At 65.3% G+C, this 25,728-nt stretch carries 7 protein-coding genes and 1 pseudogene (1 of these 8 cut by a window edge); 7 read left to right on the top strand and 1 reads right to left on the bottom strand.

Annotated elements, in window-relative coordinates; all coding sequences use genetic code 11:
* Window positions 1-3: 3 nt before the first annotated feature.
* From OH799_RS16575 to OH799_RS16555, 5 genes are all read left to right on the top strand, one after another.
* Window positions 4-1,395, top strand: a complete 1,392-nt coding sequence (locus OH799_RS16575; RefSeq protein ID WP_406281213.1) for a hypothetical protein — start codon at window positions 4-6, stop codon at window positions 1,393-1,395.
* 9 nt (window positions 1,396-1,404) lie between these two features.
* Window positions 1,405-1,701, top strand: a complete 297-nt coding sequence (locus tag OH799_RS16570) for a hypothetical protein (RefSeq protein WP_406281211.1) — start codon at window positions 1,405-1,407, stop codon at window positions 1,699-1,701.
* A gap of 471 nt (window positions 1,702-2,172) precedes the next feature.
* The gene (locus tag OH799_RS16565) at window positions 2,173-2,298 is read left to right on the top strand and encodes a hypothetical protein (protein ID WP_406281209.1); all 126 of its coding nucleotides are present in this window, start codon (window positions 2,173-2,175) and stop codon (window positions 2,296-2,298) included.
* A gap of 89 nt (window positions 2,299-2,387) precedes the next feature.
* The gene (locus tag OH799_RS16560) at window positions 2,388-3,221 is read left to right on the top strand and encodes an NAD(P)H-binding protein (protein ID WP_406281207.1); all 834 of its coding nucleotides are present in this window, start codon (window positions 2,388-2,390) and stop codon (window positions 3,219-3,221) included.
* Window positions 3,222-4,146: 925 nt separating this feature from the next.
* Window positions 4,147-4,272: a hypothetical protein gene (locus tag OH799_RS16555; protein ID WP_406281205.1), complete on the top strand. Its 126-nt coding sequence runs from the start codon at window positions 4,147-4,149 to the stop codon at window positions 4,270-4,272.
* A gap of 437 nt (window positions 4,273-4,709) precedes the next feature.
* Here the strand turns inward: OH799_RS16555 and OH799_RS16550 are convergent, their stop codons facing one another.
* Window positions 4,710-6,740, bottom strand: coding sequence for an FAD-dependent oxidoreductase (locus OH799_RS16550; protein WP_406281203.1), 2,031 nt, complete (start codon window positions 6,738-6,740; stop codon window positions 4,710-4,712).
* Between the two features lie 1,221 nt (window positions 6,741-7,961).
* Between OH799_RS16550 and OH799_RS16545 the strand changes: the two are divergent.
* A pseudogene (locus OH799_RS16545) lies at window positions 7,962-16,958 on the top strand (type I polyketide synthase); the annotation flags it as partial.
* Between the two features lie 122 nt (window positions 16,959-17,080).
* Window positions 17,081-25,728, top strand: the 5' portion of a protein-coding gene (locus tag OH799_RS16540; protein WP_406281201.1) for an SDR family NAD(P)-dependent oxidoreductase. It continues 7,111 nt past the right edge of the window; the window shows 8,648 of its 15,759 coding nt (coding positions 1-8,648); the start codon lies at window positions 17,081-17,083; its stop codon lies beyond the right edge, outside the window.

Raw genomic sequence — 25,728 nt, 5'->3', positions numbered from 1 at the left:
GGTATGGGTGAACTGGCCATCAACTGGCAGATTTACTACGACGCAGCCAACAAATGCCACGCCCTCGCAGCCGATCTCCGCACCGCCGACAAACCGGTCCACGATGCACTCAAAGGCGAGTGCGCGGGCATGGCCGGTGACACCGCGGGCTGCGCGAATTGGGGCAAGGAGTACGATCGAGCAGTTCAGGGAACGTTGCAGACCTGCACGAATCTGGCTGACGCACTGACCAATTTCGGCTATATGCTCTCGGCCGCCGGATACAACTGGGCACTGTCCAACAACTCCAACCCGATGCCCGACCGTCCCACCGTGACCGCGATGACCGAGTACAAGGTGTTGTTGCCGACCTCGGTCGGCAACAACGGTGACGGCATCACCGAAGGCGACAATAGCGTCCCCGGCTTCTACGACGCCCTGGTCGGGAAGATCCAGGAAGAATTCGGAAGCAAGCTGCCCAACGGCCACAAAGAGGATCTCGCCAAGGCCGCGTCCGTCTGGAAAACCTTTTCCGAACGTCCCGCAATCAAGGGCGCCCCAGGGCGGATCACCGAGATCAGCAACCTGTTCGCCGACATCAAGGACAAGAAGGGCGGCCTCGAAGGCCTACTCGGACACCTGACCACCTTGAACGGCGGCGCCACCCAACTTGCCGCCGCATCAGCGAACATCGCCGTACCCGTGGCGGCATACAGCGAAGGCACTTCCGAAGTCCGCGACCAATTCAAGGAAGCGGTCACCAACGCCTTGATCGCGGCCGGGGCGACCGTGGTCATCGGCATTGCCGCCGCCTGGATCACCGCTGCCCTCAGCACCGCCGCCGCCGGGGCCGGCGTGCTCGTCATCGCAGGCAACACCGCCCGGGTGCTCAAGACCACCTACGACATCAGCAAGCTGTACCGAATCATCGGCGCGACAGCGGCGGCAGCGGGTGCCGGTGCTGCCGCAATCACCGCGTTCAAAGACGTCGACCTCACCCAAGAAGCCCTCGAGCTCTCCGCCCTCATCGTGATGAAAGTGTTCCTCGACGAGGGTCAAACCGTAGCCACCACGTTCGACGATCTGCCAGCGGCGCCGGACAACCCCGCGCCAGGCCTTACCGATGAGGCCGAGAAGTACATCCTGGGCAAGCATATCGAGGGTGCTGCCAACTACACCCCAAGGAAGGGTACTTGGCCTGCCGGGACCACAGGTGAGGATCTAGATGATCTGGTCGAAGCGGCTGAAAACTCACCGGCACGCGGCCCGAATGATGACGGCAATTACGAACGTGAAATAACCGCTCCCGGCATAATTGGAAACGTGTCGAAAGAACTCGGTGGCGCCGCGACCAGCCGCTACAAGGTGGTAACCGATCGATTCGGCGGCGTCATCACCATGTATCCGATCCCTTAAGGAGAATCAGTGGGAATTTCGGTATTTATTCAGAACCAAATCCATGAACAAGTTGCGGAAGTTGCCGGATATGCATCACAGACCCTCGACGAGGTGATCTCGCAGGCGTCGATAGGTTCACTGACGCGGGGCATAAACAAACACGCAGACACGATGTTCAACACCACCCAGCTCAATTCCTTTATCGACGAAATTGCGTCCTTGACGCCCGAGAACGACAGCGAGCGCGAACTGTTCACCGTCCTACGCGACGCCGCCGAATCCGCGATCCGGCAACGCGGGTACCTTTGGTTCAGCGGAGACTGAGCCACGCGGTCCCGATTCCAAGGATCGCGCGCATCCTCCACGGCTTGCGTCGCGCCATGGGGTTGCGGGTCGCGCCGAGTGAGTTCACCGGTCGTCCATGGGATTCCGCCGGCCCGAGTGCGTCGAAGGCGCACGCAGGTGGTCGTGATCGAATGCGCGCTCCACGCCTGGGTTCGACCCGGCAGCAATGAAGCTGACATGGGCACAGCAGGTGCTGGAGTGTGTTTAGCCGTCCCGATTCGGGCAATTGCCGGTGTCCGGCCGTGGTCGAGGTCGTCGATGAGGCTGACCAGCTTTGGGAGCGCTCCCGAGCCGATGTAAGCGCGGGCTCTGCCCCCGCATGAAGATGTCGACCGGCCCACAGCGTCGACGGTGAACCCGCGCCGTTCGCACAGCCGCGTGTCTGGACTGCCCTGCAGTTAGTTGCTCTGACTGCCGCGTGCAACCTTGCTGCCTCGCCGAAGCGGAAGTATGCGAATCCTGTTCCAGCCGAGCATTTTCAGCGTACCAGGATGGGCGACCATGCCTGCGAAGTACGACGAAGCGACCAAGGCCAAGGCTGTCCGGCTGGTCACCGGCCACCGTGCCGATCGGTGAATATTCTCGCGAGCGTTCCAGCTCCGTCTCGACACCGGGCGAACCCGCCCCTTGACCTAAACAATAGTTTAGGTATCAAGATGGTGCTCATGATTCTGGTAACTGGTGCAACAGGAAAAGTCGGCGGACAGGTTGTCCGGCAGCTCGTCGATTCGGGAGCGGAAGTTCGTGCGCTGGTGCGCGATCCGGAGCGGGCGGCACTGCCGGAACAGGTCGAGGTGGTCCGCGGCGACCTCGCCGATCCAGGCAGTCTCGACCATGCCCTGACGGGCATTGATTCCGTGTTCCTGGTCTGGCCGACACTGTTCGCCGACGACGCCGCGCCCGCAGTGGTGCGACGACTGGCTACCCGAGCCGGGCATATCGTCTATCTGTCGGCCATGGGCGCCGACGAGTCTGCGGATTCGGTGCTCGGATCGCATGGGCTCCTCGAGCGCCTCATCGTGGAGTCGGGGGGCGATTACACGTTCCTGCGGGCCGGTGGATTCGCGGGCAACGATCTCGGCTGGGCCGAGAGCATCCGCGCGGACGGTGTGGTGCGGGAGCAGTACGAAGCCTGGGCCCGATCGGTGATCCATGAAGCCGATATCGCGGCTGTCGGGGTGCGGACGCTCACCGAGGCCGGGCATCGCGGTGCCTACTATGAGCTGACCGGACCCGAGGTGCTGACCGCGCCGGAACGCGTCGCGATTATCGCCGAGGTGCTCGGGCGGCCCGTGCGTTTCGAGAAGTTGCCGACCGAGCAGGCGCGCGCGGGGCTGCTCGGCTGGCTGCCGCCGGGCGAGGTGGACGCCATGATGGCGGGCATGGATGAGATCACCGCGCGGCCGGAGTCGGTCATCCCGACCGTCACCGCGCTCACGGGTGCGCCGGGCCGCACCTATCGGGACTGGGTGCGTGACCACGCGCTCGAATTCGCCTGACCAGGCGGGGCGATCAGCTCAGAACGCCCGGGTCGCGGCAATACAGGACGTTGGCGGGTGCCCCAGCTCACCACCAGCGCGCCCGTCGGAGGACGGCGGCTCGATACATTCGTGCCGCCGCCCAGCCTCGACCTACGCCCGGCGAGAGGCGATATCCCCAGCCCGGGCACCGGCGATCCGAGAACCGCGGCACCGACTCCGCCCTCTATTCGGTAGACCCAAGAAATGGATCATCTGACCGTCGGGCTACCCGCTTGTCGGGCAGCCAATCGGCCCATGAATTTCAGCGGATCCTTCGGTAAGGATGAGATACCGACACCCACGGTTGCGTCATCGGTGCGACGGGCGAACATGGCGCCGATCAGAGGTACTCAGAGCTCTCGCATCGAGCTCGATAAATGGGAAGATTTCGCAAAACCTTTCCGCACAGGCGGGTTCGTGCCCAGTCGTTACTCGAACTGCTTGGTCAGCTCAGGCAACACAGCATGCCGAACGGGTGCGTTCGTGGTAGCTCGGTGGGGAGGTCGTGCAGTTCGGTCCCGATGTGAGTTCATCGCTATGTGCTGTATTTCCGTTGTGGCCGCACGTAATTCGTTGGTATTGAAGCCTGCCGGTGCGACCACTTCCGTTGCGGTCACGGGGGCGATTGTTGGTGTCGATGCCGAACATTGATGCCTCGCCGGACCGATTAGTCTCATGAACCTCTTTGTGGGGTCAGGGGTTCGAGTCCCCTTAGCTCCACTTGGAACATGCAGGTCAGGACCGGCATCTGTGTCGCGACGTTGAGCATCGAGATCATGTTGCCAACGAGTGGGAGAAATCCTCCGCTCGAATCTTGGAGTCGCTGACCTCGAGCCCGAGGCCGTCGACGGATTCCAAGTCCATGTCTCCGCGGTCGACGCCACGACGGAACAAGGACCGGTCGGTGGTGCGGTATCTGCAGCTGGCCCACAACTTCGGCCGCGGGGACTCCGTGACCCGCGAGACGCTGGCCCGGTTGGTGGCGTCGGTGTCGAAGTTCCTCTACCCACCGCGGCGTCGGCGGTGGTAGGTGAGGACCTGACGTTAGAGTGTCGCCCAATAGCTCAAGCCATTCGACGACCAAGGCCGGAAGGACTCCGGCGCGGTAGGCCAGCGCCAGCTTGTCGTATCGACCGGAATGCCTTCGGCACAACCTGGCCCAGACTACGCCGCTAACTCGACGAGCGCGCGGGCACCTTCACCGGTCCCGCCTGCACCTACATGCAACGCACCGAACTCAGCCGGACCCATGAGACTCCGCACCGCCGTCGACATCGGCGAACCACTCCGCATCTGGCAGCTCACCCCACCACCGACTGACCGGCCACCCCGCCATCGAATAGACACCCGCCACCAGCACAGGCGGCGACGCATTACCGCACGTCTACCGTTAAATTCGCAGACTATCCGCTACATCAGCCGCGGGAACCCGGTAAGAAGCCTTGAAGTAGGTGCTTGCCCAGTGTTTCAGATCGCAGCGGCGAGGCGGGTGCCTTGGTCGATGGCGCGTTTGGCGTCCACTTCCTTGGCTTCATCGGCACCACCGATGAGATGCACCCGCACACCCAGGGGATCGAGCTGGTCTTTCAGGTCTCGGACGGATTCCTGGCCCGCACAGACGATCACGTTGGCGACCTCGATCACGCGCCGGCCTTCCCGGTTCTCGCCGAAGCTGACGTGCAGCCCGCGATCGTCGATCCGCTCGTAGTTGACCCGGCCGATCTGTTCGACTCCCTTCGCTTCGAGGGCGGCGCGGTGGATCCATCCGGTCGAGGTGCCAAGTGTCGTTCCGAATGCGCCCGACTTCCGTTGCAGCAGTGTCACATCCCGGAGAGCGGCCGTTGGTTTGGGCCTTGTCAATTGTCCGGGGGCGTGGGTGTCGTGGGTGATGCCCCACTCGTCCTCCCACTCCTCGAGTCTCAGCGCTCGGTGGCCGCCGACGGTGAGGAATTCGCTGACGTCGAAGCCGATCCCGCCCGCGCCGATGACAGCGACGCGTTTGCCGACGGGCCGCTCCTTCCGGATCAGCTCGGGGTAGGACAGCACCATTGGGTGATCGATTCCAGGGATGTCGGGCGTGTGGGGGCGAACACCGGTCGCCAGCACGACCTCGTCCCAGTCGCCCGCGGCAAGCTGCTCGGTGGTGGCCTGGACATTCAGATGTACTGCGACACCGGTGAGTTCGAGCTTTCGGTTGAAGTACCGGATCGTCTCGTTGAACTCCTCTTTACCGGGAATCCGGCGAGCTAGGTCGAATTGGCCGCCGATCTTGTTGTCGGCTTCGAAGAGTTCGACGTGGTGACCTCGTTCGGCAAGTCCGATCGCGGCAGACAGGCCCGCGGGGCCGGCGCCGACGACGGCGATGCGTTTGGCGCGGCGGGTGGGCAGCAACTGCAGCAGCGTTTCGTGGCAGGCGCGTGGATTCACCAGGCAGGACACGGTTTGCCTGGTGAAGGTGTGGTCGAGGCAGGCTTGGTTGCAGGCGATGCAGGTGTTGATCTCGTCTACGCGGGATTCGGCGGCCTTGTTCACCCATTCCGGGTCGGCCAGCAGCGGACGGGCCACAGAGATGAGGTCCGCATCGCCCCGCGCCAGGATCTCCTCGGCGACCTCGGGCATGTTGATCCGATTCGACGCACATACCGGGATCGCCACGTGCGCTTTGAGTCTGGCGGTGTAGCCGACGAACGCCGCGCGCGGCACCGAGGTGGCGAGGGTCGGCACTCGTGACTCGTGCCAGCCGATCTGGGTGTTGATGATATCCACCCCGGCTGATTCCAATTCCTTCGCCAGTGCGATGGTCTCTTCGAAGGTCTGACCGTTGTCGACGAACTCGGCCATGGACATCCGGAACATGATGAAGAAGTCGTCGCCCACTGCGGCCCGTGTCCGGGTGACGATCTCGACGGGAAACCGTCGTCGGTTGGCTGCCGAACCACCCCAATTATCGGTTCGGGTGTTGGTGCGTGGCGCGAGGAACTGGTTGATCAGGAAGCCCTCGCCGCCCATCAGTTCGATTCCGTCGTATCCGGCTGATTTCGCCAACTCCGCGCAGCGCACGTGGTCGGCGATCGTCGATTCGATACCCTTGTCGGACAATGCCCGAGGCTCGAACGCGGTGAGTGGCGACATCACGACCGAGGGCGCCACATTGTTCGGAACACGCGAATCACGGCCCCCGTGCAGGATCTGCAATGCGATCTTGGCGCCCGCCTCGTGTACCGCTGCAGTGAGCACGAGGTGTCGCTCGGCGTCAGCCTCGGTGATCATCCCGCGGGCGAACGGCCACACCCAGCCTTCGCGATTGGGCGAGCATCCGCCGGTGACGATCAGGCCGACGCCGCCGCGGGCTCGTTCGGCGAAGAATGCGGCCAATCGGTCGATGTGCCAATCTCGGTCCTCGAGGCCGGTGTGCATCGAACCCATCACCACGCGATTGCGCAGCGTGACGCGCCCCACCTCGAGCGGCGACAGCAGGCGCGGAAAAGCTGAACTCATGGGACGAACGTAATGACCGGCCTCGACCTGCGCAATGCTGTTGAACGGTCCGTTCGGAAACACGAACCTCTCCCATCGGATTGGTCTGACCGCGCTGACGCGGCTCGTCGCCGAGGATTCCCGTTGCAACCCGGCTCCGAGGATTTGTGCCGTCCCGCCACGGGCGAGGGGGTTCGGTCCGGGGGCCGGCGCCATTGCCCCCGCGACCCGCTACACCCTCCGCCGCACGCGGTGCCGAGTGCCCCGTTGCTGGGGCAGCGTGTTAGCCGTGTTGATGCTGCGGTGGGCTTGCGCTCTGATCTTTGTGGTGCTTGCCGCCTGTCTGGGAAGTCCTCAGTCTATGCTCAGGAGGCACATTTATGCCGGTGAACTATGTGCCGTAGGACAGGAGCGCACCGGTTGCGCGGAACCGATTCGGCTGGCAGGCTGATGCCCAGCAAGCAACTCGGACGTGTCTTGTGGCTTGCTTGGCGGAGAGAGATACCGGATGAGCAGTGATTTCGTCTTCTGGACGGGGGAAGCTGGGCACCTGCCGCAGGTGTCCCGTCGGTTATCTATGACGTTGTCGGCACGCCTTTCGCTGCAGTGAAAGGAAGTGTTCGCCCATGGACAACGTCTCGTTGGCCGTCGATCAACCTGTCGCTGCCGACGTGCGTGGCCGAGCCGCCGTTCCTCGAGAAATATCGTCAGAACTCGCCGTCGCGCGAGCCCGCGTATCGGATACCGACCCAGTCGACAGCGCGAACTCTCGGCATGTCGGTTCGTCGGCGCAGCTGCTCGAGCGTTTGTGGAAGGCGGCCTCGGCCGGACTGTTCGACAAGACCATTGCCGCGCTGCGACAGCGATTGACGGCGACCACAGTCGCCGGTTCGTTTTCGGCGCAGCCTGGTTCCTCCGATCTCACGATAACGGTGCGCCGTTACGTGTTGAACCGTCGTTTCGCTTCACCGACCGCTGGCGAAAATTGTTGCGGGTGTTGCAGCTTTGTGGATCCCACTCGGTCGAATGGCAATCGATGACGGATGGCCTGCCGATACATTGCGCACCCACGGTAGCCGGACTGCGCAACTTCGCGCCGGGAACCGGGCGTGGCCGGCCGACTCTTCGACTCGCCGCCTGGTCATCGGCACCCGAACGAAAACAGTAGCCGGGTGGGGCCTTCGTCGCTGCTCGATCCCCCGGGCGGCCTTGGCAACTTCGAAATACCACTGGATGTGAGATATGGACACAAGCACTGGCGATTCGTCCGAACGCCTGATGGAGTACCTGAAAAAGGTCACTGTGGAGCTCCTGACGACTCGCGACGATTTGACACAGCTGCGGGAAAGGCTCAATGAGCCGATTGCGATCGTGGGGATGAGTTGCCGTTTCCCGGGTGGTGTGGAGTCGCCGGGGCAGTTGTGGGATCTGGTGGCGTCCGGTTCGGATGCTGTGGGTGGGTTTCCGGTGGATCGGGGTTGGGATGTGGAGGGGTTGTTCGATCCGGATCCGGATCGGTTCGGAAAGTCGTACACGCGGGAGGGCGGGTTCCTTTCCGGGGTCGGTGATTTCGATGCGGGGTTTTTCGGGATCGGTCCGCGTGAGGCTGCTGCGATGGATCCGCAGCAGCGGTTGTTGTTGGAGGCGTCGTGGGAAGCCTTGGAGGATGCCGGGATCGATCCGGAGTCGCTGCGCGGCAGTGACACCGGCGTCTTCGCCGGCGTCATGTACCAGGACTATCAGAACAAGTCCATGGCTGCGGGTCCGGTCGCCGAGGGATATGCGGGTACCGGTTCGGCGGGCAGTGTGGTGTCGGGGCGGGTGGCGTACACGTTGGGGTTGGAGGGCCCGGCGGTGACGGTGGATACGGCGTGTTCGTCGTCGTTGGTGGCGATTCATTTGGCTTGTCAGAGCCTGCGGCAGGGTGATAGCTCGTTGGTGTTGGTGGGGGGTGTGACGGTGATGTCGACGCCGTTTCTGTTCGTGGAGTTTTCGCGGCAGCGGGGTTTGTCGCGGGATGGTCGGTGTAAGTCGTTTTCCGCGTCGGCGGATGGTGTGGGGTGGTCCGAGGGTGTGGGTGTGTTGGTGTTGGAGCGGTTGTCGGATGCGCGGCGGTTGGGCCACGACGTTCTTGCAGTGGTTCGGGGTTCGGCGGTGAATCAGGATGGTGCGTCGACTGGGCTTTCTGCGCCGAATGGCTTGTCGCAGGAGCGGGTGATCGCGGCGGCGTTGGCGGCGTCCGGGCTGCAGTCGACTGATGTCGACGTGGTGGAGGCGCACGGCACGGGCACCCCTTTGGGGGATCCGACCGAGGCGCAGGCGTTGATCGCGACCTATGGGCAGGGACGTACCGAGCCGTTACGCATCGGTTCGTTGAAGTCCAACATCGGACATTCACAGGCAGCTGCCGGCGTGGGTGGTGTGATCAAGATGGTGCAGGCGTTGCGCCACGAGATGTTGCCGCGGACGTTGCATGTGGATGCACCGTCGCCGCATGTGGATTGGTCCGCGGGTTCGGTGCGGTTGCTGACCGAGGCGGAGCCCTGGCCGGCGGGTGAGCGCATGCGTCGTGCGGGGGTGTCGTCCTTCGGGATCAGCGGCACCAACGCGCACGTGATCGTGGAGGAAGCACCGCTGTCGAATCCGGCGGAACCCACTGCTGTGGAACGACATTCGGATGATTTTCTGGTGTGGGCAGTGTCGGCGAAGACGCGGGATGGGGTGCGGGATCAGGCAGTTCGGCTGCGAGACTGGTTGGTCGATCATCCGGAGGCGGGTGCGGCGGATGTGGCGTATTCGTTGTTGCGGCATCGTTCGCAGTTGGAATGGCGTGCTGCGGTGGTGGGCCGGGAGTTGGCCGATGTGAAAGCCGGGTTGGCGAACTTGGCGCAGTCCACCGGGGACGGTGGCGTGGTGTCGGGTCGTGCTGTGACGCGGAAGGTAGCCTTCGTATTTCCGGGGCAGGGGAGTCAGTGGGAGGAAATGGGTGCCGAGTTATTGGCGGGGGGTGGGGTGTTCGCGGAGTCGATCGCGGAGTGCGAGGCGGCTTTGGCGCCGTTTGTGGACTGGTCAGTGACCGCTGTGCTGCGCGGCGCACCGGAGGCGGCGTCGCTGGAGCGGGTAGATGTGGTGCAACCGGTGTTGTTTGCGGTGATGGTGTCGTTGGCTCGGCTGTGGCGCTCGAGCGGAGTGGAGCCCGCGGTGGTGATCGGGCACTCGCAGGGTGAGATCGCGGCGGCCGTTGTCGCTGGTGGGCTTTCGTTGTCGGACGGTGCGCGGGTGGTGGCGTTGCGTTCCCGGGCTGTAGCAGACGAACTCGCAGGTTCCGGTGGCATGGCATCGGTCGGCTTGGCCGTCGATGCGGTCCGGGAGCGTCTGCTCGGGTTCGGGGATCGGTTGTCGGTGGCGGGGGTGAACGGTCCAGGGCAGGTGGTGGTGTCGGGGGAGGCATCGGCGGTGGATGAGTTCCTGGCTGGGTGCGCGAACGATGGCGTGTGGGCGAAGCGGATCCCGGTGGATTATGCGTCGCATTCGACGGCTGTGGCGTCGATTCGGGATCGGGTAGTGACGGAGTTGGCTGCGGTTGCGCCGGTGCCGGGTTCGGTGCCGTTCTTTTCGACCGTGGTCGGGGACTATGTGGATACCGAGAGGTTGGATGCGGGGTACTGGTACCGGGGGCTGCGGGAGCAGGTCCGGTTCGCCGAGTCGATCGAGGTGTTGATCGGCGCGGGGGTGAATGCGTTTATCGAGGTGAGTCCGCATCCGGTGTTGACAATAGGGGTCGAGTCGACGGCGGAGGCTCTCGGTGTGGCCGACCATGTGGCTGTGCTGGGCACGTTGCGGCGTGACCATGGGGGGCCGGAGGAGTTCAGCGTCGAGGTGGCCCGAGCGCACTGTGCCGGGGTGGCGGTGGCGGCAACGGCGTTGGCTCCGACCGCGACTCGGGTGGCCTTGCCGACGTATGCCTTCCAGCATCAGCGGTACTGGCTGGAGCCGAGCGCGGATGTCGAGACCGGCTCGTTCGGGCATCCGTTGTTGACGAACGTGGTGCAGCTCGCCGGAAAGGACGAATGGCTGTTCGCCGGACGTGTGTCGGTGCGGACGCATCCGTGGCTGGCTGATCACGCGGTGTGCGGTTCGGTGTTGTTGCCCGGGACCGGCTTCGTGGAGCTGGCGCTGACCGCGGGTGCGCGGCTGGGCGCCGAGTTGGTCGAGGAGCTGTTGCTCGAAGAGCCGCTACTGCTCGACGACGACACGGCGGTCGACATTCAGTTTGGGGTCGAACCTGTCGATGATGCGGGCCGGCGCCGGTTCGTGATCCACACTCGTGTCGTTGCCGACGGGGATTCCGAGGCCGGCGAGTGGGTGTCGCATGCCAGCGGCGTGCTGGCTCCGGCCGGTGCGGCTGTTCCGGCGTGGATCGGGTCGGAACGGCATGGATCGGTGAGCGACGAATGGCCGCCCGCGGGCGCCGATCCGGTGCCGACCGGCGCGCTTTACGAGCATCTGGCGGAGTTGGGGTTCGGTTACGGCCCTGCGTTCCAGGGTGTTGGGTCGGTGTGGCGTGATGGTGACGATCTACTTGCCGAGGTGTCCCTCCCGGCCGATGCCGGTGATCAGGCAATGTCATTCGGGATCCATCCGGCGTTGCTGGACTCCGCATTCCACACGGCGATCGAGGGGCTGGCATCGGACATGCCCTCGGGGCGGCTGCCGTTGCCGTTCTCATTCGCGGGCGTGCGATTATACCGTGCTGGCGTGCCGGCCATTCGGGTACGACTCGTCCGGTTGGATGCCGGGCGGGTTCGGGTCGTCGCTCTCGACCACGCGGGTGCGCCCGTGCTGAGCCTCGAGTCGCTTACCGCCCGCCCGGTGGATGCGAAGGTGCTCAACAGCGGATTCGGTCGTCGTGCATCGCTATCGGATATCGACTGGGTGTCGATATCGCCCAGTCCCATCGGGGTGATGGGGTCGATGGTGGTCCTCGAGGCCGGTCACGTTGCGGGGGCCGATGTTCGTGCCGACCTCGTGGAGCTGCTCGACAGTGAGGTAATGCCGGAGGTCGTTGTGTGGTCGCCCGGCCGGAACGATTCGATCGGCGGTGACGATGATGTGGCGGTGCGGACCCGCGCGTGGGTGCACTCGGCGTTGGAACTGTTGCAAGCCTGGCAGGCCCAGGAGCGCGTGAGCGGTTCGCGTCTGGTCGTGTTGACACGGGAAGCCGTGAGCATGCCCGGCGAGTCGCCGGATCCGGCGGGTGCGGCGGTGTGGGGTCTGGTGCGGAGCGCGCAGTCCGAGCATCCGGGCCGATTCGTCCTCGTCGATGTGGGCGTCGATGAGGACGTGACGGTGGATGTTGTTGCTGCGGTGGTGAGTTCGGACGAACCGCAGCTGGCTGTGCGCGGTGGCCGGTTGCGGGTGCCGTGCATACGGCGGCAGCTGGGTTCGGCGTTGGCGACGAGGTCGCCGTTGGGTACGGGGGCGGTGTTGATCACCGGTGGATCCACTGGTTTGGGAGCCGTGGTGGCTCGGCATGTCGTCGACACATACGGCGTTCGGCGGTTGCTGCTGGTGTCGCGGCGGGGGGAGCGTGGCGAGGGGGTGGCTGCTTTGGTGAGTGACTTGACGGCCGCGGGCGCGCAGGTGCGAGTCGTGGCCTGTGACGTGAGCGATCGTGCGGCGGTAGCGGCCCTGTTGGCGGGGTTGCCGGAGGAGTTCGCGCCGAGTGCGGTGATCCATTCGGCCGGTGTACTCGACGACGGCACGATCGAGACCTTGACCAGCGAACAGCTGGATCGGGTATTGGCGCCGAAGGTGGATGCCGCGTGGCACCTGCACGAGTTGACCAAAGATCGTGATCTATCGGCGTTCGTGCTTTTCTCGTCGGCCGCGGGTGTAGTGGGTTCACCGGGGCAGGGCAACTATGCGGCAGCGAACGCGTTCCTGGACGCGTTGGCATGGCGTCGGCGGGCAGCAGGCTTGCCCGCGGTGTCGATCGCGTGGGGGGCCTGGAATCAGGGCGTCGGGATGACCAGCGGTTTGGATGGTGCGGCGATGGCGCGGCTGGGCCGGATGGGGGTGCGGCCGTTGGAGACGGCGGACGGTGTGGCGTTGTTCGATCGTGCGATCGGTGCGGCAGCACCGGTGGTGATCGGGACGGAGTTCGACACCGAGGCGCTGTCGGTTCAGGCGCGTGCGGGGTCGCTGCCGCGGATGTTGCATTCGATTGTCGCGGTGCCGGTACGCCGCGCCGCCGACACGAGCGGGACGTTGGCACGGCGGTTGGGCGCCGCGGCGCCGGCCGAGCGTGAGGCGATCGTGCTCGACGTCGTTCGGGACCAGGTCGCCGGAGTATTGGGGCATATCTCCAGTGACGTCATCGATCCCACCGCACCGTTCACCGAGCTCGGCTTCGATTCGATGGCAGGCCTGGAATTCCGGAATCGGCTGGCCAAGGCCATCGGGGTGCAGCTGCCGTCGACGCTGGTGTTCGACCACCCCACCGCCACGGCGGTGGCGGCGTTCGTGCAATCTCGTATCGGCGAAATGGATGCGGATGCCGGCCGTGGCGTCGCACTGCCGGCGCGCCGGATCCGTACCGATGAGCCGATTGCGATCGTGGGGATGAGTTGCCGTTTCCCGGGTGGTGTGGAGTCGCCGGGGCAGTTGTGGGATCTGGTGGCGTCCGGTTCGGATGCTGTGGGTGGGTTTCCGGTGGATCGGGGTTGGGATGTGGAGGGGTTGTTCGATCCGGATCCGGATCGGTTCGGGAAGTCGTACACGCGGGAGGGCGGGTTCCTTTCCGGGGTCGGTGATTTCGATGCGGGGTTTTTCGGGATCGGTCCGCGTGAGGCTGCTGCGATGGATCCGCAGCAGCGGTTGTTGTTGGAGGCGTCGTGGGAAGCCTTGGAGGATGCTGGGATCGATCCGGAGTCGCTGCGCGGCAGTGACACCGGCGTCTTCGCCGGCGTCTCGCATCAGGACTACGAGCAGGTTGCCAAGGCGGCGGGGCAGATCGCCGAGGGATACGTCGGAACCGGTTCGGCGAGAAGTATGGCATCCGGGCGGGTGGCGTACACGTTGGGGTTGGAGGGCCCGGCGGTGACGGTGGATACGGCGTGTTCGTCGTCGTTGGTGGCGATTCATTTGGCTTGTCAGAGCCTGCGGCAGGGTGATAGCTCGTTGGTGTTGGTAGGGGGTGTGACGGTGATGTCGACGCCGTTTCTGTTCGTGGAGTTTTCGCGGCAGCGGGGTTTGTCGCGGGATGGTCGGTGTAAGTCGTTTTCCGCGTCGGCGGATGGTGTGGGGTGGTCCGAGGGTGTGGGTGTGTTGGTGTTGGAGCGGTTGTCGGATGCGCGGCGGTTGGGCCACGACGTTCTTGCAGTGGTTCGGGGTTCGGCGGTGAATCAGGATGGTGCGTCGACTGGGCTTTCTGCGCCGAATGGCTTGTCGCAGGAGCGGGTGATCGCGGCGGCGTTGGCGGCGTCCGGGCTGCAGTCGACTGATGTCGACGTGGTGGAGGCGCACGGCACGGGCACCCCTTTGGGGGATCCGACCGAGGCGCAGGCGTTGATCGCGACCTATGGGCAGGGACGTACCGAGCCGTTACGCATCGGTTCGTTGAAGTCCAACATCGGACATTCACAGGCAGCTGCCGGCGTGGGTGGTGTGATCAAGATGGTGCAGGCGTTGCGCCACGAGATGTTGCCGAAGACGCTGCATGTCGACGCCCCGAGTCCGCATGTGGATTGGTCGGCGGAGTCGGTGCGGTTGCTGACCGAGGCGGAGCCCTGGCCGGCGGGTGAGCGCATGCGTCGTGCGGGGGTGTCGTCCTTCGGGATCAGTGGCACCAATGCCCACGTCATTCTCGAGGAAGCACCGGCCGGTCCGGAACGCGCGGTGGAGCCGGTCTCGGCAGGCAATTCGCCCATAGGTTCGCCGATGGTGCCGTTGCTGGTCTCCGGGAAATCCGAAGCGGGGCTGCGGGCGCAGGCTGCACGGTTGCGCGAGTGGTTGGCGGTGCATCCGGAGGCCGAACCGGTGGATGTGGCGTATTCGTTGTTGACGACGCGGGCCCGGTTGGATTGGCGTGGGGCAGTCGTCGCGGGCGACCAGGACGCCATGCTGGCGGGGTTGGCGGATATGGCGGCGGGTTCGGCCGCGCCGAATGTGGCCGAGGGCACCCCGGTCGGGGGGAAGGTCGCGTTCCTGTTCACGGGCCAGGGTTCGCAGCGTGTCGGTATGGGTGCCGGGTTGTATGCGGCGTTCCCGGTGTTCGCGTCGGCGTTCGACGAGCTGTGTGCCGAATTCGACTGTTTGTTGGAATCCTCGCTATCCGGTGTCTCGTTGAAGGACATCGTCTTCGGTGCCGTGGGTGCGGATCTGGTACATCGGACGGAGTTCGCTCAGCCGGCGTTGTTCGCCTTCGAGGTGGCATTGTTCCGACTGGTGGAGTCGTTCGGGATCACTCCGGATGTGCTCATCGGGCATTCGATCGGGGAGCTGGTCGCCGCGTACACAGCGGGGCTGTGGTCGATGGCCGACGCGTGTGCTTTGGTCGTGGCGCGGGGTCGGTTGGTGGGTGCGTTGCCGGCCGGTGGTGCGATGCTTGCCGCCGCGATTTCTGAAGAGCGGGCGGTGCAGGTCGTCGCCGGGTTCGGTCGGCGGCTGTCGATCGCAGCGGTGAACGGCCCGTCCTCGGTCGAGCTTTCCGGTGACAAGGACGCCATCGAGAAGTTGGAGACGATGCTGGCCGCGGAGAAGGTCGTGACCTCACGGGTGCGGGTCGGCCATGCGTTCCATTCCGCCGCGATGGATCCCATACTGCCCGAATTCGAGACCGTTGCTGAGGCACTGAATTACGGTCGTGCTCTGTTGCCAGTGGTGTCCAACGTGTTCGGCACGGTCGGTGGTGCGGCTCTCGCCGACCCGGTCTATTGGGTCGGTCACGTGCGAGACACGGTCCGTTTCGCGAACGGTGTCGACGCCTTGCTGGACTTGGGTGTTCGACGGTTTTTGGAATTGGGTCCCGATACGGTGTTGGCGGGGATGACCAGGCAGTGCCTGCCCGAGGATCTCGGATCGACGTCGTTGGTGGCGGCCGCGGGCCGGCGCGGTGCCGATGAGGTGACGCAATTGCTGACGTTCCTCGCGCACGCCCACAACGCGGGCATCGACGTGGAATGGGGACCTCTGTTCAACGGCCGGGCCCCGATGCGGGCGTCGTTGCCGACGTACGCGTTTGCGCGTCAGCGTTATTGGCTGAGTGCGGATGCGCCGGTTGCGGCCGGTAGTGTCGCGCATCCGGTCGCGACGGATGCGGTGCAGGTGGCAGGCGAGGATGAGCTGCCAAGCCCGCTCGCCTTCGATCACCCGACGACTCGGGCACTGGACTATCTCCGCTTCCGGATGCCGGAAGCCCGGGCAGTAGAATCCGCGTTGCGCGGCGGCCTTACCAACCTTTTTGTGGCTGCGCACCAGCGCGGTCAGGTCGGCGCCACGATACCGATGCTGCTGGGAAGCGCCGAGCTCGCCGAGACGTTCACCACCGGCGCCGAGTTGCCCGTCAAGCCGAGGCCGATTCCCCTGAGCAGGGGCACGTCGGAACCCGCGCTGATCTGCGTTCCGTCGTTCGTGGTCGGTACCGGACCGCAGCAGTTCGCTCGACTGGCGCGCGCGCTCGGCCGTGACCGCGCGATAGCCGCGCTGCGCCTGCCGGGAACCCGGCCCGGGGAGCTGCTGCCTGGATCATGGGATGCGTTGCTGGATTGCTTGGCGACAACCGTGGATGGTGCTGAGGGCGGGGCGCCGATCGTTCTTGTCGGCTATTCGGCGGGCGGTGCGATCGCGCAGGCGTTGGCGCATCGCCTGGAGGAGAGCGGGAGCGGTCCGGCGGCGGTGATATTGCTCGACCCTTATTCGCCCGACGATGCGGAGCAACGTCGTCGGGCGACCGTGACTGCGATCGACACGGTGCTCGACATCGGACACGAAATGACCGAGATTGATGATCACGGCCTGGTCGCCATGGCGAAGTACATGCAGATATTCGACCAGCAGAAACCCGCGTCCATCGCCGCGCCTATGTTGAGCCTGCGGGCGGCGACACCCTTGCCAGGGCTCGATCACGTCGAGCGGGTGCCCGCCTGGCTGCACACCGGCGAGACGGTCGAGATCGATGCGGACCACTTCTCGATCATCGGAGCTGCTAGCGCTGCCGTGGCGGAGGAGATACGACGCTGGCTCGATGCGAAGGTGGGGGGCGATGGCCAGCCCGGGCATGGCCGTGGCCGACCCGGCTGACGCACACAAGCGCGAAATCGCAATTCTTGGTATCGAGTAAGACGCGGTAGAGGAATCCCATGGTCGAATCAGCGAATGAGATCGCCATCGTTGGAATGTCGTGCCGGTTGCCGGATGCTGCCGACCTCGAGAGTTTCTGGCGGATGCTGCGCGAGGGTCGTGACGCTATCGGGTCGGCTCCTGCCGATCGTCCGGGTATCGAGGAGAAGGCCGGATTCCTCGAGTCGGCATCGGAGTTCGACGCCGATTTCTTCGGTGTGCCGCCGAATGAGGGGCGTGCGATCGATCCGCAGCAGTTGCTCGGTCTCGAGCTGAGCTGGGAGGCGTTGGAAGACGCCGGTTACCGCGACCGTCATGGTGCCCGGGCCGGGGTGTTCCTGGGTAGCACCGGGACGGATTTCGCCGAAATTGTGGCATCGCAAGGCAAATCCGGTGTCGGTCGGCATTCGTTGTGGGCTGTGGGTAGGTCGGTGGCCGCGAACCGGATCTCCAATTATTACGGGTTCACCGGTCCGAGCATTGTTGTCGACAGTGGCCAGTCCTCGTCGCTGGTGGCGGTGCATTTGGCGTGTGAATCGCTGCGCGGCGGGGATTGCGATGTGGCGCTGGCGGGCGGATTGAATCTCATTCTTTCGCCGTTGGGCGGTGAGCGCTATGAACACTTCGGTGCGCATTCGCCGTCGGGACGGTGCTACACCTTCGATGAACGCGCGGATGGCACGGTTCGCGGTGAAGGTGGCGGCATTGTCGTGCTCAAGCCGTTGGCGCGGGCGGTCGCCGATGGTGACCGGGTCTATGCGGTGGTCCGCGGTAGTGCGGTCAACAGCGGCAACGAGCGTCAAGTGTTGAGCGCGCCGAGCGTGGCGGCGCAGGCTGCGGTGATTCGGGCTGCGCTGGCGGCTGCGGATGTGGAACCGGTGTCGGTGGGTTATGTGGAGTTGCACGGTACCGGCACGCCCGCAGGTGACCCGGTGGAGGCGCAGGCCCTCGGCGAGACCTATGGTGTGGGGCGGCCGGAGGGTTCGCCGTTGGTCGTTGGTTCGGTCAAGACGAATATCGGTCATTTGGAGGGGGCTGCGGGGATCGCGGGTCTGATCAAGACCGCGTTGTGCCTGCGGTATCGGGAACTGGCGCCCAGCTTGAACTTTCACACTCCGAATCCGCGGATCCCGCTCGATGCGTTGGGGTTACGGGTGCAGACCACGACGCAGCACTGGTCTGCTGCGGCGTCGAGCGTTGGGCCCGAGGCGGCATTGGAGCGCAATCATGAGGACCGAGCGAACGCTGCGATTGATACCGTGGCGCTGCGCCGGGCGGGGGTGTCGTCGTTCGGTATGGGCGGCACCAACGCGCATGTAATTGTGGAGGAAGCTCCCGCACCGATTGCGGGCGAGCCGAAATCACTGTCGCCGATTGCGGCGGTCGGTGTCGTCATCCCGGCGCGCTTCCCCGGACAAAGCCACTCCGGGACAGGACCGGCCCGGATCATGGGCGCCTCGCGGCCGCTGGCATGGGTGTTGTCCGGGCAGAGCCGGGAAGCTTTGCGGGAGCAGGCTGTTCGCTTGCGGGAGTGGTTGGCCGATCATCCGCAGGGGGGTGGCGCCGAGGTGGCGTATTCGCTCATGCGCACGCGTACGCCGTTGGAGTGGCGTGGTGCGGTGGTCGGGCACGATGTCGATGCGATGCGCGCAGGGTTGGCGGTGTTGGCCGATTCGGCGGCGGAGTCGGTGGCGACCGAGCCGTACGTGGTGACCGGTCATGCCCTGTCTCGGCGGGTGGTTTTCGTGTTTCCGGGGCAGGGCAGTCAGTGGGTGGGGATGGGTGCGGAGTTGTTGGCGTCGGGTGGGGTGTTCGCGGAGTCGATCGCGGAGTGTGCCGCGGCGTTGGCGCCGTTTGTGGATTGGTCGTTGACGGAAGTGCTCCGCGGGGAGCCTGGTGCGGCGTCGCTGGAGCGAGTGGATGTGGTGCAGCCGGTGCTGTTCGCGATGTTGGTGTCGTTGGCGCGGTTGTGGCGAGCTGGTGGGGTGGAGCCGACTGCGGTGGTGGGTCATTCGCAGGGTGAGATCGCGGCGGCGGTGGTGGCTGGGGGATTGTCGTTGGCGGATGGGGCGCGGGTGGTGACGGCGCGGTCGCGTGCTGTTGCGGAGGTGTTGTCGGGTTCGGGGGGTATGGCGTCGGTCGGTTTGGCGGCGGATGTGGTGGCGGATCGGTTGGCAGCGTTCGGTGATCGGTTGTCGGTGGCGGCGGTGAACGGGCCGGGGCAGACGGTGGTTTCGGGTGAGTCCCGTGCGTTGGCGGAGTTTGTTGCCGGATGTGCGGCCGAGGGGGTGTGGGCGAAGCAGGTTTCGGTGGATTACGCGTCGCATTCGGTGGCGGTGGAGCGGATTCGGGCTCGGGTGCTGCGCGAGTTGGCGCCGATTCGGCCGAAAACGGGTTCGGTTCCATTTTTTTCGACGGTGACCGCGGAGTTCGTGGACACGGCGGGGTTGGATGCGGGGTATTGGTACCGGGGTTTGCGGGAGCGGGTTCGCTTCGGTGAGGCGATCGAGTCGTTGATCGGTGCCGGGATGAATGCGTTCGTCGAGGCCAGTCCGCATTCGGTGGTGTCGGCGGCGATCGAGTTGACCGCGGAGTCGATCGGTAAAGCCGATCAGGTGGCCGTCCTCGGCACGTTGCGGCGTGGTCGGGGTAGTCACGAGCAGTTCGCCGCGGCGTTGGCGGGTGCCCATTGTGTTGGCATCGACGTCACACCGGAGGTGTTGACTGCGCCGGCGGCGTGGGTGGATCTGCCGACGTATGCGTTCCAGCGGCGGCGGTGCTGGACGCCGGGGGTCGTGGCGGATGTGGGGTTGGGTGATGTGAGCCGTGCCGGGTTGATTTCTCCGGGTCATCCGGTGTTGGGTGCCGCGGTGTCGGTGGCCGGCCGGGACGATTGGTTGTTCACCGGTCGCCTGACGCCCGAGGTCCATCCGTGGCTTGCCGAGCATGTGGTCTTCGGGTCGGCTGCGGTGCCTGCTGCGGTGTGGGTCGATGTCGCGTTGAGCGTGGGTGCGAGGGTGGGGGCGGAGTCGGTGGCGGAGTTGCGGCTGTCTTCGTCGTTGCCGCTGCGGGCTATGGCGTTGAACATCCAGGTGAGTGTTGCCGCGGCGGACGAGCACGGATGGCGAGCTTTCACGATCCACGCTCGTCCCGACAGCGCGGAGTCCCTCGAGGGGCATGATGCCGAGTGGGCCGTCGCGTCCCATGGCGACATCTCGCAGTGGCGGCAGTGTGCGACGGGTGTTCTCGCCCCGCACGCCGACGACGCGCTGTTGTGGTCGGGTGGTGACTGGCCACCCGCGGTGGCCGAGCCGGTGTCAGCCGAAGAACTGTACGGCCGGTCGGCCGAGCGTGGCGTGGGTTACGGTGTGGCGTTTCAAGGAGTCACGGCGGCGTGGCGGTGCGGTCGCGAAGTGTTCGCCGAGGTGTCGCTCGACAAGACCGTAGTTGATCGGAACGAGCGTTTTGGTGTTCATCCGGCGTTGCTGGATGCGATGCTGCATGCTGGTATGGGCGGGCTCGGCGAGACGGATGACGTCTGGATGCCGTTGTCGTTCAATGGTATTCGGCTCTACCGCGGTGGTGTAGAAGCGGCGCGGGTCCGAATCGACCAGGTGAGTGCGGACACTGTTCGGGTCACGGCCGTTGCTGAGGATGGTGAGCCGATCCTGTCGATCGAGCAGCTGGTGCTCGCGCCGGCCGAAGCGACCGAGCCTGCATCTGCGGAGTCGCAGGCGTCGCGGCAGCGCAGTGTTTCTCCAGTGCGTAGGCGGCGTGCTGTGGTGGCGGGTCCGTTGGCGCCGCGGTTGTTCGCTGTTGCCGAGCAGGAACGTGATGCGTTGGTGTTTGCGTTGGTGGCTGAGCAGGCTGCGGCGGTGCTTGGTCACGAGTCTTCGGAGGCTGTGCGTCCGGATCTGCCGTTCACTGCGTTCGGGTTCGATTCGCTCAGTGGTCAGCAGCTGCGGAATCGGCTGGTGACGGCCACTGGTGTGGAGTTGCCGACGACGCTGATTTTCGATTATCCGACGCCGACTGCGGTGTCCCGGTTGGTACGGTCGCAGCTGGAGGGTGTGGATCTGGATGTGCGGCGGGTTGTGCGTCGCACAAGCTCGGACGAGCCGATCGCCATTGTGGGGATCGGCTGTCGTTTCCCCGGTGGTGTCGAATCCGGCGAGGATCTGTGGGATCTTGTTGCGGCGGGGCGGGATGTGATTGGGCCGTTTCCGTCGGATCGGGGTTGGGATCTGGAGCGGTTGTTCGATCCGGATCCGGACAGGCCGGGCACCGTCTACACCCGGCAAGGCGGATTCCTTTCCGACGCGGGTGCTTTCGATGCGGGATTCTTCGGTATCGGCCCGCGGGAGGCGGCCGCGATGGATCCGCAGCAGCGGTTGATGTTGGAAGTCTCCTGGGAAGCTTTGGAGGACGCGGGGATCGACCCGACCGCGCTGCGCCACACCGACACCGGCGTATATGTCGGTGCCTGGGATTCGGGCTACTCGCGGGGCGTGACCGGCTCGTACGAAAGCTTCCGGTTGACCGGAACGTCGCAAAGCGTGATATCCGGCCGCGTCGCATACCTTTTCGGGTTGGAGGGGCCTGCGGTCACGGTGGATACCGCGTGTTCGTCGTCGCTGGTCGCATTGCATCTTGCCTGCCAGGCGCTGCGTCAGGGCGAGACATCGCTGGCCCTGGCGGGTGGTGTCAATGTGTCGGCGAGCCCCAGCCTGTACGTCGACTTCGCTCGCCAGCGGGGGTTGGCGCCGGACGGGCGGTCCAAGGCGTTCGCCGCTGCCGCCGACGGCGTGGTGTGGTCCGAGGGTATCGGGGTACTGGTGGTCGAGCGCCTGTCGGACGCGCAGCGCTTGGGTCACACCGTCTTGGCCGTGGTGCGAGGTAGCGCGATCAATCAGGACGGTGCGAGCAATGGTTTGACCGCGCCGAACGGTCCGGCGCAGGAGCGGGTGATTACTGCCGCGTTGGCGGCCGCGGGGTTGCGGCCGTCGGATGTGGATGTGGTGGAGGCGCACGGGACCGGGACGACGTTGGGTGATCCGATCGAAGCCCAGGCGCTGATCGCTACCTATGGGCGGGATCGCGAGCAGCCGCTGCGAATTGGATCGGTGAAGTCGAATATCGGTCACGCGGTCACCGCTGCGGGTATCGGTGGTGTGATCAAGATGGTGCAGGCGTTGCGCCACCAAATGCTGCCGAAAACGTTGCATGTGGATACGCCGACGCCGCATGTGGACTGGTCCGCGGGATCGGTGCGGCTGTTGACCGACGCCGAGCCGTGGCCTGCCTCCGATCGGGTGCGGCGTGCGGGTGTGTCGTCGTTCGGGATCAGCGGCACCAACGCGCACGTGATCCTCGAAGAAGCTCCCTCCACTGCAGTTTCCGTGGTCGACAGGGCCGCCGGTGCCGGCGCGTCGGCCGTGGTGACTGATGTGGTTGCGTTGCTGGTGTCGGCGAAGTCCGATGAGGCGCTGCGTGCGCAGGCGGATCGGTTGCGGCAGTGGCTGATCGACCGGCCGGATGTCGATGTCGCCGATGTCGCGTATTCCTTGGTCGAGGCGCGGGGGCATTTGGATCGGCGTGGTGCGGTCGTGGGCGGTGACCGGGAACAGTTGTTGGCGGGCCTTGCTGATCTCGCCTCGGGTGAGGCGACATCGTCGGTCATCGAGGGGCAGGTCGCTGTGGGGAAGACGGCGTTTCTGTTCACCGGGCAGGGTGCGCAGCGGGCCGGGATGGGCGCGGGGTTGTATCGCGCGTTTCCGGTGTTCGCGTCGGCGTTGGACGAGGTGTGCGCGGAATTGGACCCGTTGCTCGGCAGGTCGTTGCGGGAGGTGATGTTCGCCGATCCGGAGGGGGTGTTGGGCCGGACGGAGTTTACGCAGCCTGCGTTGTTCGCGTTCGAGGTGGCGTTGTTCCGGTTGCTGGAGTCGTTCGGTGTGGTGGGGGATGTGTTGATCGGGCATTCGATTGGGGAGCTGGTGGCGGCGTATGTGGCGGGGGTGTGGTCGCTTGCGGATGCGTGTGCGTTGGTGGCGGCGCGTGGTCGGTTGATGGGTGCGCTGCCGGCGGGCGGCGCGATGCTCGCCGTGGCAATCGGTGCAGAACGAGCGGCGGCGGTCGTCGCCGGGTTCGGTGATCGGGTGTCGGTTGCGGCGGTGAACGGTCCGTTGTCGACGGTGTTGTCCGGGGACGCCGACGCCCTCGAGGAGATCGAGCGGCAGCTGTCGGCGACTGGGGTCGAGACGAATCGGCTACGGGTCAGTCACGCGTTCCATTCGGCGCGGATGGATCCGATGCTGACCGAATTCGGTTCGCTGGCACAAGAGATCGCGTACGAGTTGCCGAGATTGCCGATTGTCTCGAATGTGTTGGGGGTTGTGGTCGGTGACGAGGTGACTGATCCGGGGTATTGGGTCGAGCAGGTGCGTGGTTGTGTGCGGTTCGCGCCGGGGATCGATACGGCGGTCGGGGCGGGGGTGCGCCGGTTTGTGGAGATCGGGCCGGATGCTGTGCTGTCGACGATGGCTCGGCTGTGTCTTGCCGAGATTCCGGATGTCGAGGCCACATCGATCGTGGTCGCGGTTGCTCGGCGTTCGGTCGATGAGCCGACCCAGTTCGTGTCCGGTTTGGCATCGGCCCATGTGGCAGGTGTCGGTGTGGACTGGCGCTCGCTGTTGGGTGGGACGCGTCGGGTCTCGTTGCCTACCTATGCGTTCCAGCATCGGCGGTTCTGGTTGCAGCCTGAGGCTGTGGGAGCTGTCGGCGGCTTCGGAGATCATCCGATTCTGACGGGTGTGACGGAGCTTGCGGGTACTGATGAGTGGTTGTTCACCGGCCGGTTCTCGTTACGTACGCATCCTTGGATCGCTGATCATATGGCTTATGGCGTGGTGGTGGTGCCGGGTGTGTTGTTGCTGGAGTTCCTTCTCGTCGCGGGTGGCCGGATCGGTTGTGAGGTGGTCGAGGAGGTCATGGTGCAGGCGCCGATCCGGCCTGGTGACGATGTGGTCGAGTTGCAGGTGTTGGTGGCGGCGGCGGATGAGTCCGGGCGGCGTTCGTTCGATTTCTTCTACCGGAATTCGTCCGATGAGCGATGGGCACGCAATGCGACGGGTGTGTTTACGGCGCAGTCGGCCGGCGTTTCGGTGTTGGTGTCGCAATTGCGGGACCAGGACTGGCCGCCGGTCGATGCCGAACTCGTAGATGTAGATCGGTTGACGCTTCCGGAGCAGATCACGCAGGACACCGGACTCGAGTATGGTCCGGCGTTCATCGGTGTGCCTGCGGTGTGGCAGCGTGGCGACACGGTTTTCTCGGAGGTCGTGTTGGACACCGACGCGGCGCCGGAGTCCGGGCATGGTCTGCATCCGGCTTTGATGGAGCTGGTGGTGCATGCGGGGCTTTCCCGGTTGGTTTTTCGGGCTGCGGATCCCGACCCGGACGCCGGCTGGTTGTTGTTCCAGTGGGGTGGTGCGCGTTTCCACTCGCCGGTGCCCACGGAGGCGACGGCACTTCGGGTTATCGCGGCGAAAGCCGGAGTGAACACCATCGCTGTCGCGGCCGTGGATGTGGACGGCAATCCGATCCTGTCGGTCGACGCGGTCATGATGCGTCGCAATGATGTCGAGGAATTCCGGCGTGGCTTGTCCGGTGACGAGGCGAGTCTGTACCGGGTGCAGTGGGAGCCCGTGGCGGCGGCCGGTCGGCCGGCGCTGCCGATGGCTGTGCTTGCGGATTCGACGGTGTCGGGGGTCGAGGTGTCCTTCGCATCGGTTGCCGATGTTGTTGCCGCGGAGCATGTTCCGGCAGTGGTGGTATGGCGGGTCCCGGGGCAGGTAGTCGATGATCCGGGAGTGGTGCGGGCAGGTGTGCATGGCAGTTTGGCCATGTTGAAGTCATGGCTTGCCGAAGAGCGTTTGTCGGATGTTCGGATGGTGGTGGTCACCGCGGGTGGTGTGGGGTTGCCGGGGGAGGTTCCGGATGTGACTGCGGCCGCGGTGTGGGGGTTGGTCCGCAGTGCGCAGTCGGAAAATCCGGGGCGGTTCGTTCTCCTCGACGAGGACCCGGCCGAGTCGTTGGATGCCGATCGGATCGCGGCCGTGCTGGCTTCGGGTGAGCCGCAGGTCGCGGTGCGTGGTCCGGGGATGCTGGTTCCCCGACTGACGCGGGCATCGGGCGGTGACGGCGGCCACGACATCGATGCGGCGCCGTCGTTCGGGGACGGGACGGTCTTGATCACCGGTGGTATCGGCGGACTCGGTGTGTTGTTCGCTCGTCACCTGGTCGCCGAACACGGCGCGCGCCGGCTGGTGTTGACGTCGCGGCGGGGACCCGCGGCGGCCGGCGCGGCCGAGCTGGTCGCTGAACTGGCGCGGGCAGGTGCTGATGTCCGGGTGGTGGCGTGTGATGTCACCGATCGTGATGCGGTGCGGGAGTTGTTGGACACCATCGATTCCGAGGGCGGGTTGACTGCGGTGGTGCATACCGCCGGGGTTCTCGACGACGGGACCGTGGAGTCGTTGACGGGTGAGCAGGTGGATCGGGTGCTGGCGCCGAAGGTGCAGGGGGCGTGGTATCTGGACGAGTTGACTCGTGACCGTGATTTGTCGGTGTTTGTGGTGTTCTCGTCGATGGCGGGTGTGCTGGGGTCGGC

It is taken from the genome of Nocardia sp. NBC_00881, from assembly GCF_045207455.1.
Lineage (GTDB): Bacteria > Actinomycetota > Actinomycetes > Mycobacteriales > Mycobacteriaceae > Nocardia.
This window is presented reverse-complemented; position numbering and strand designations above follow the sequence as displayed.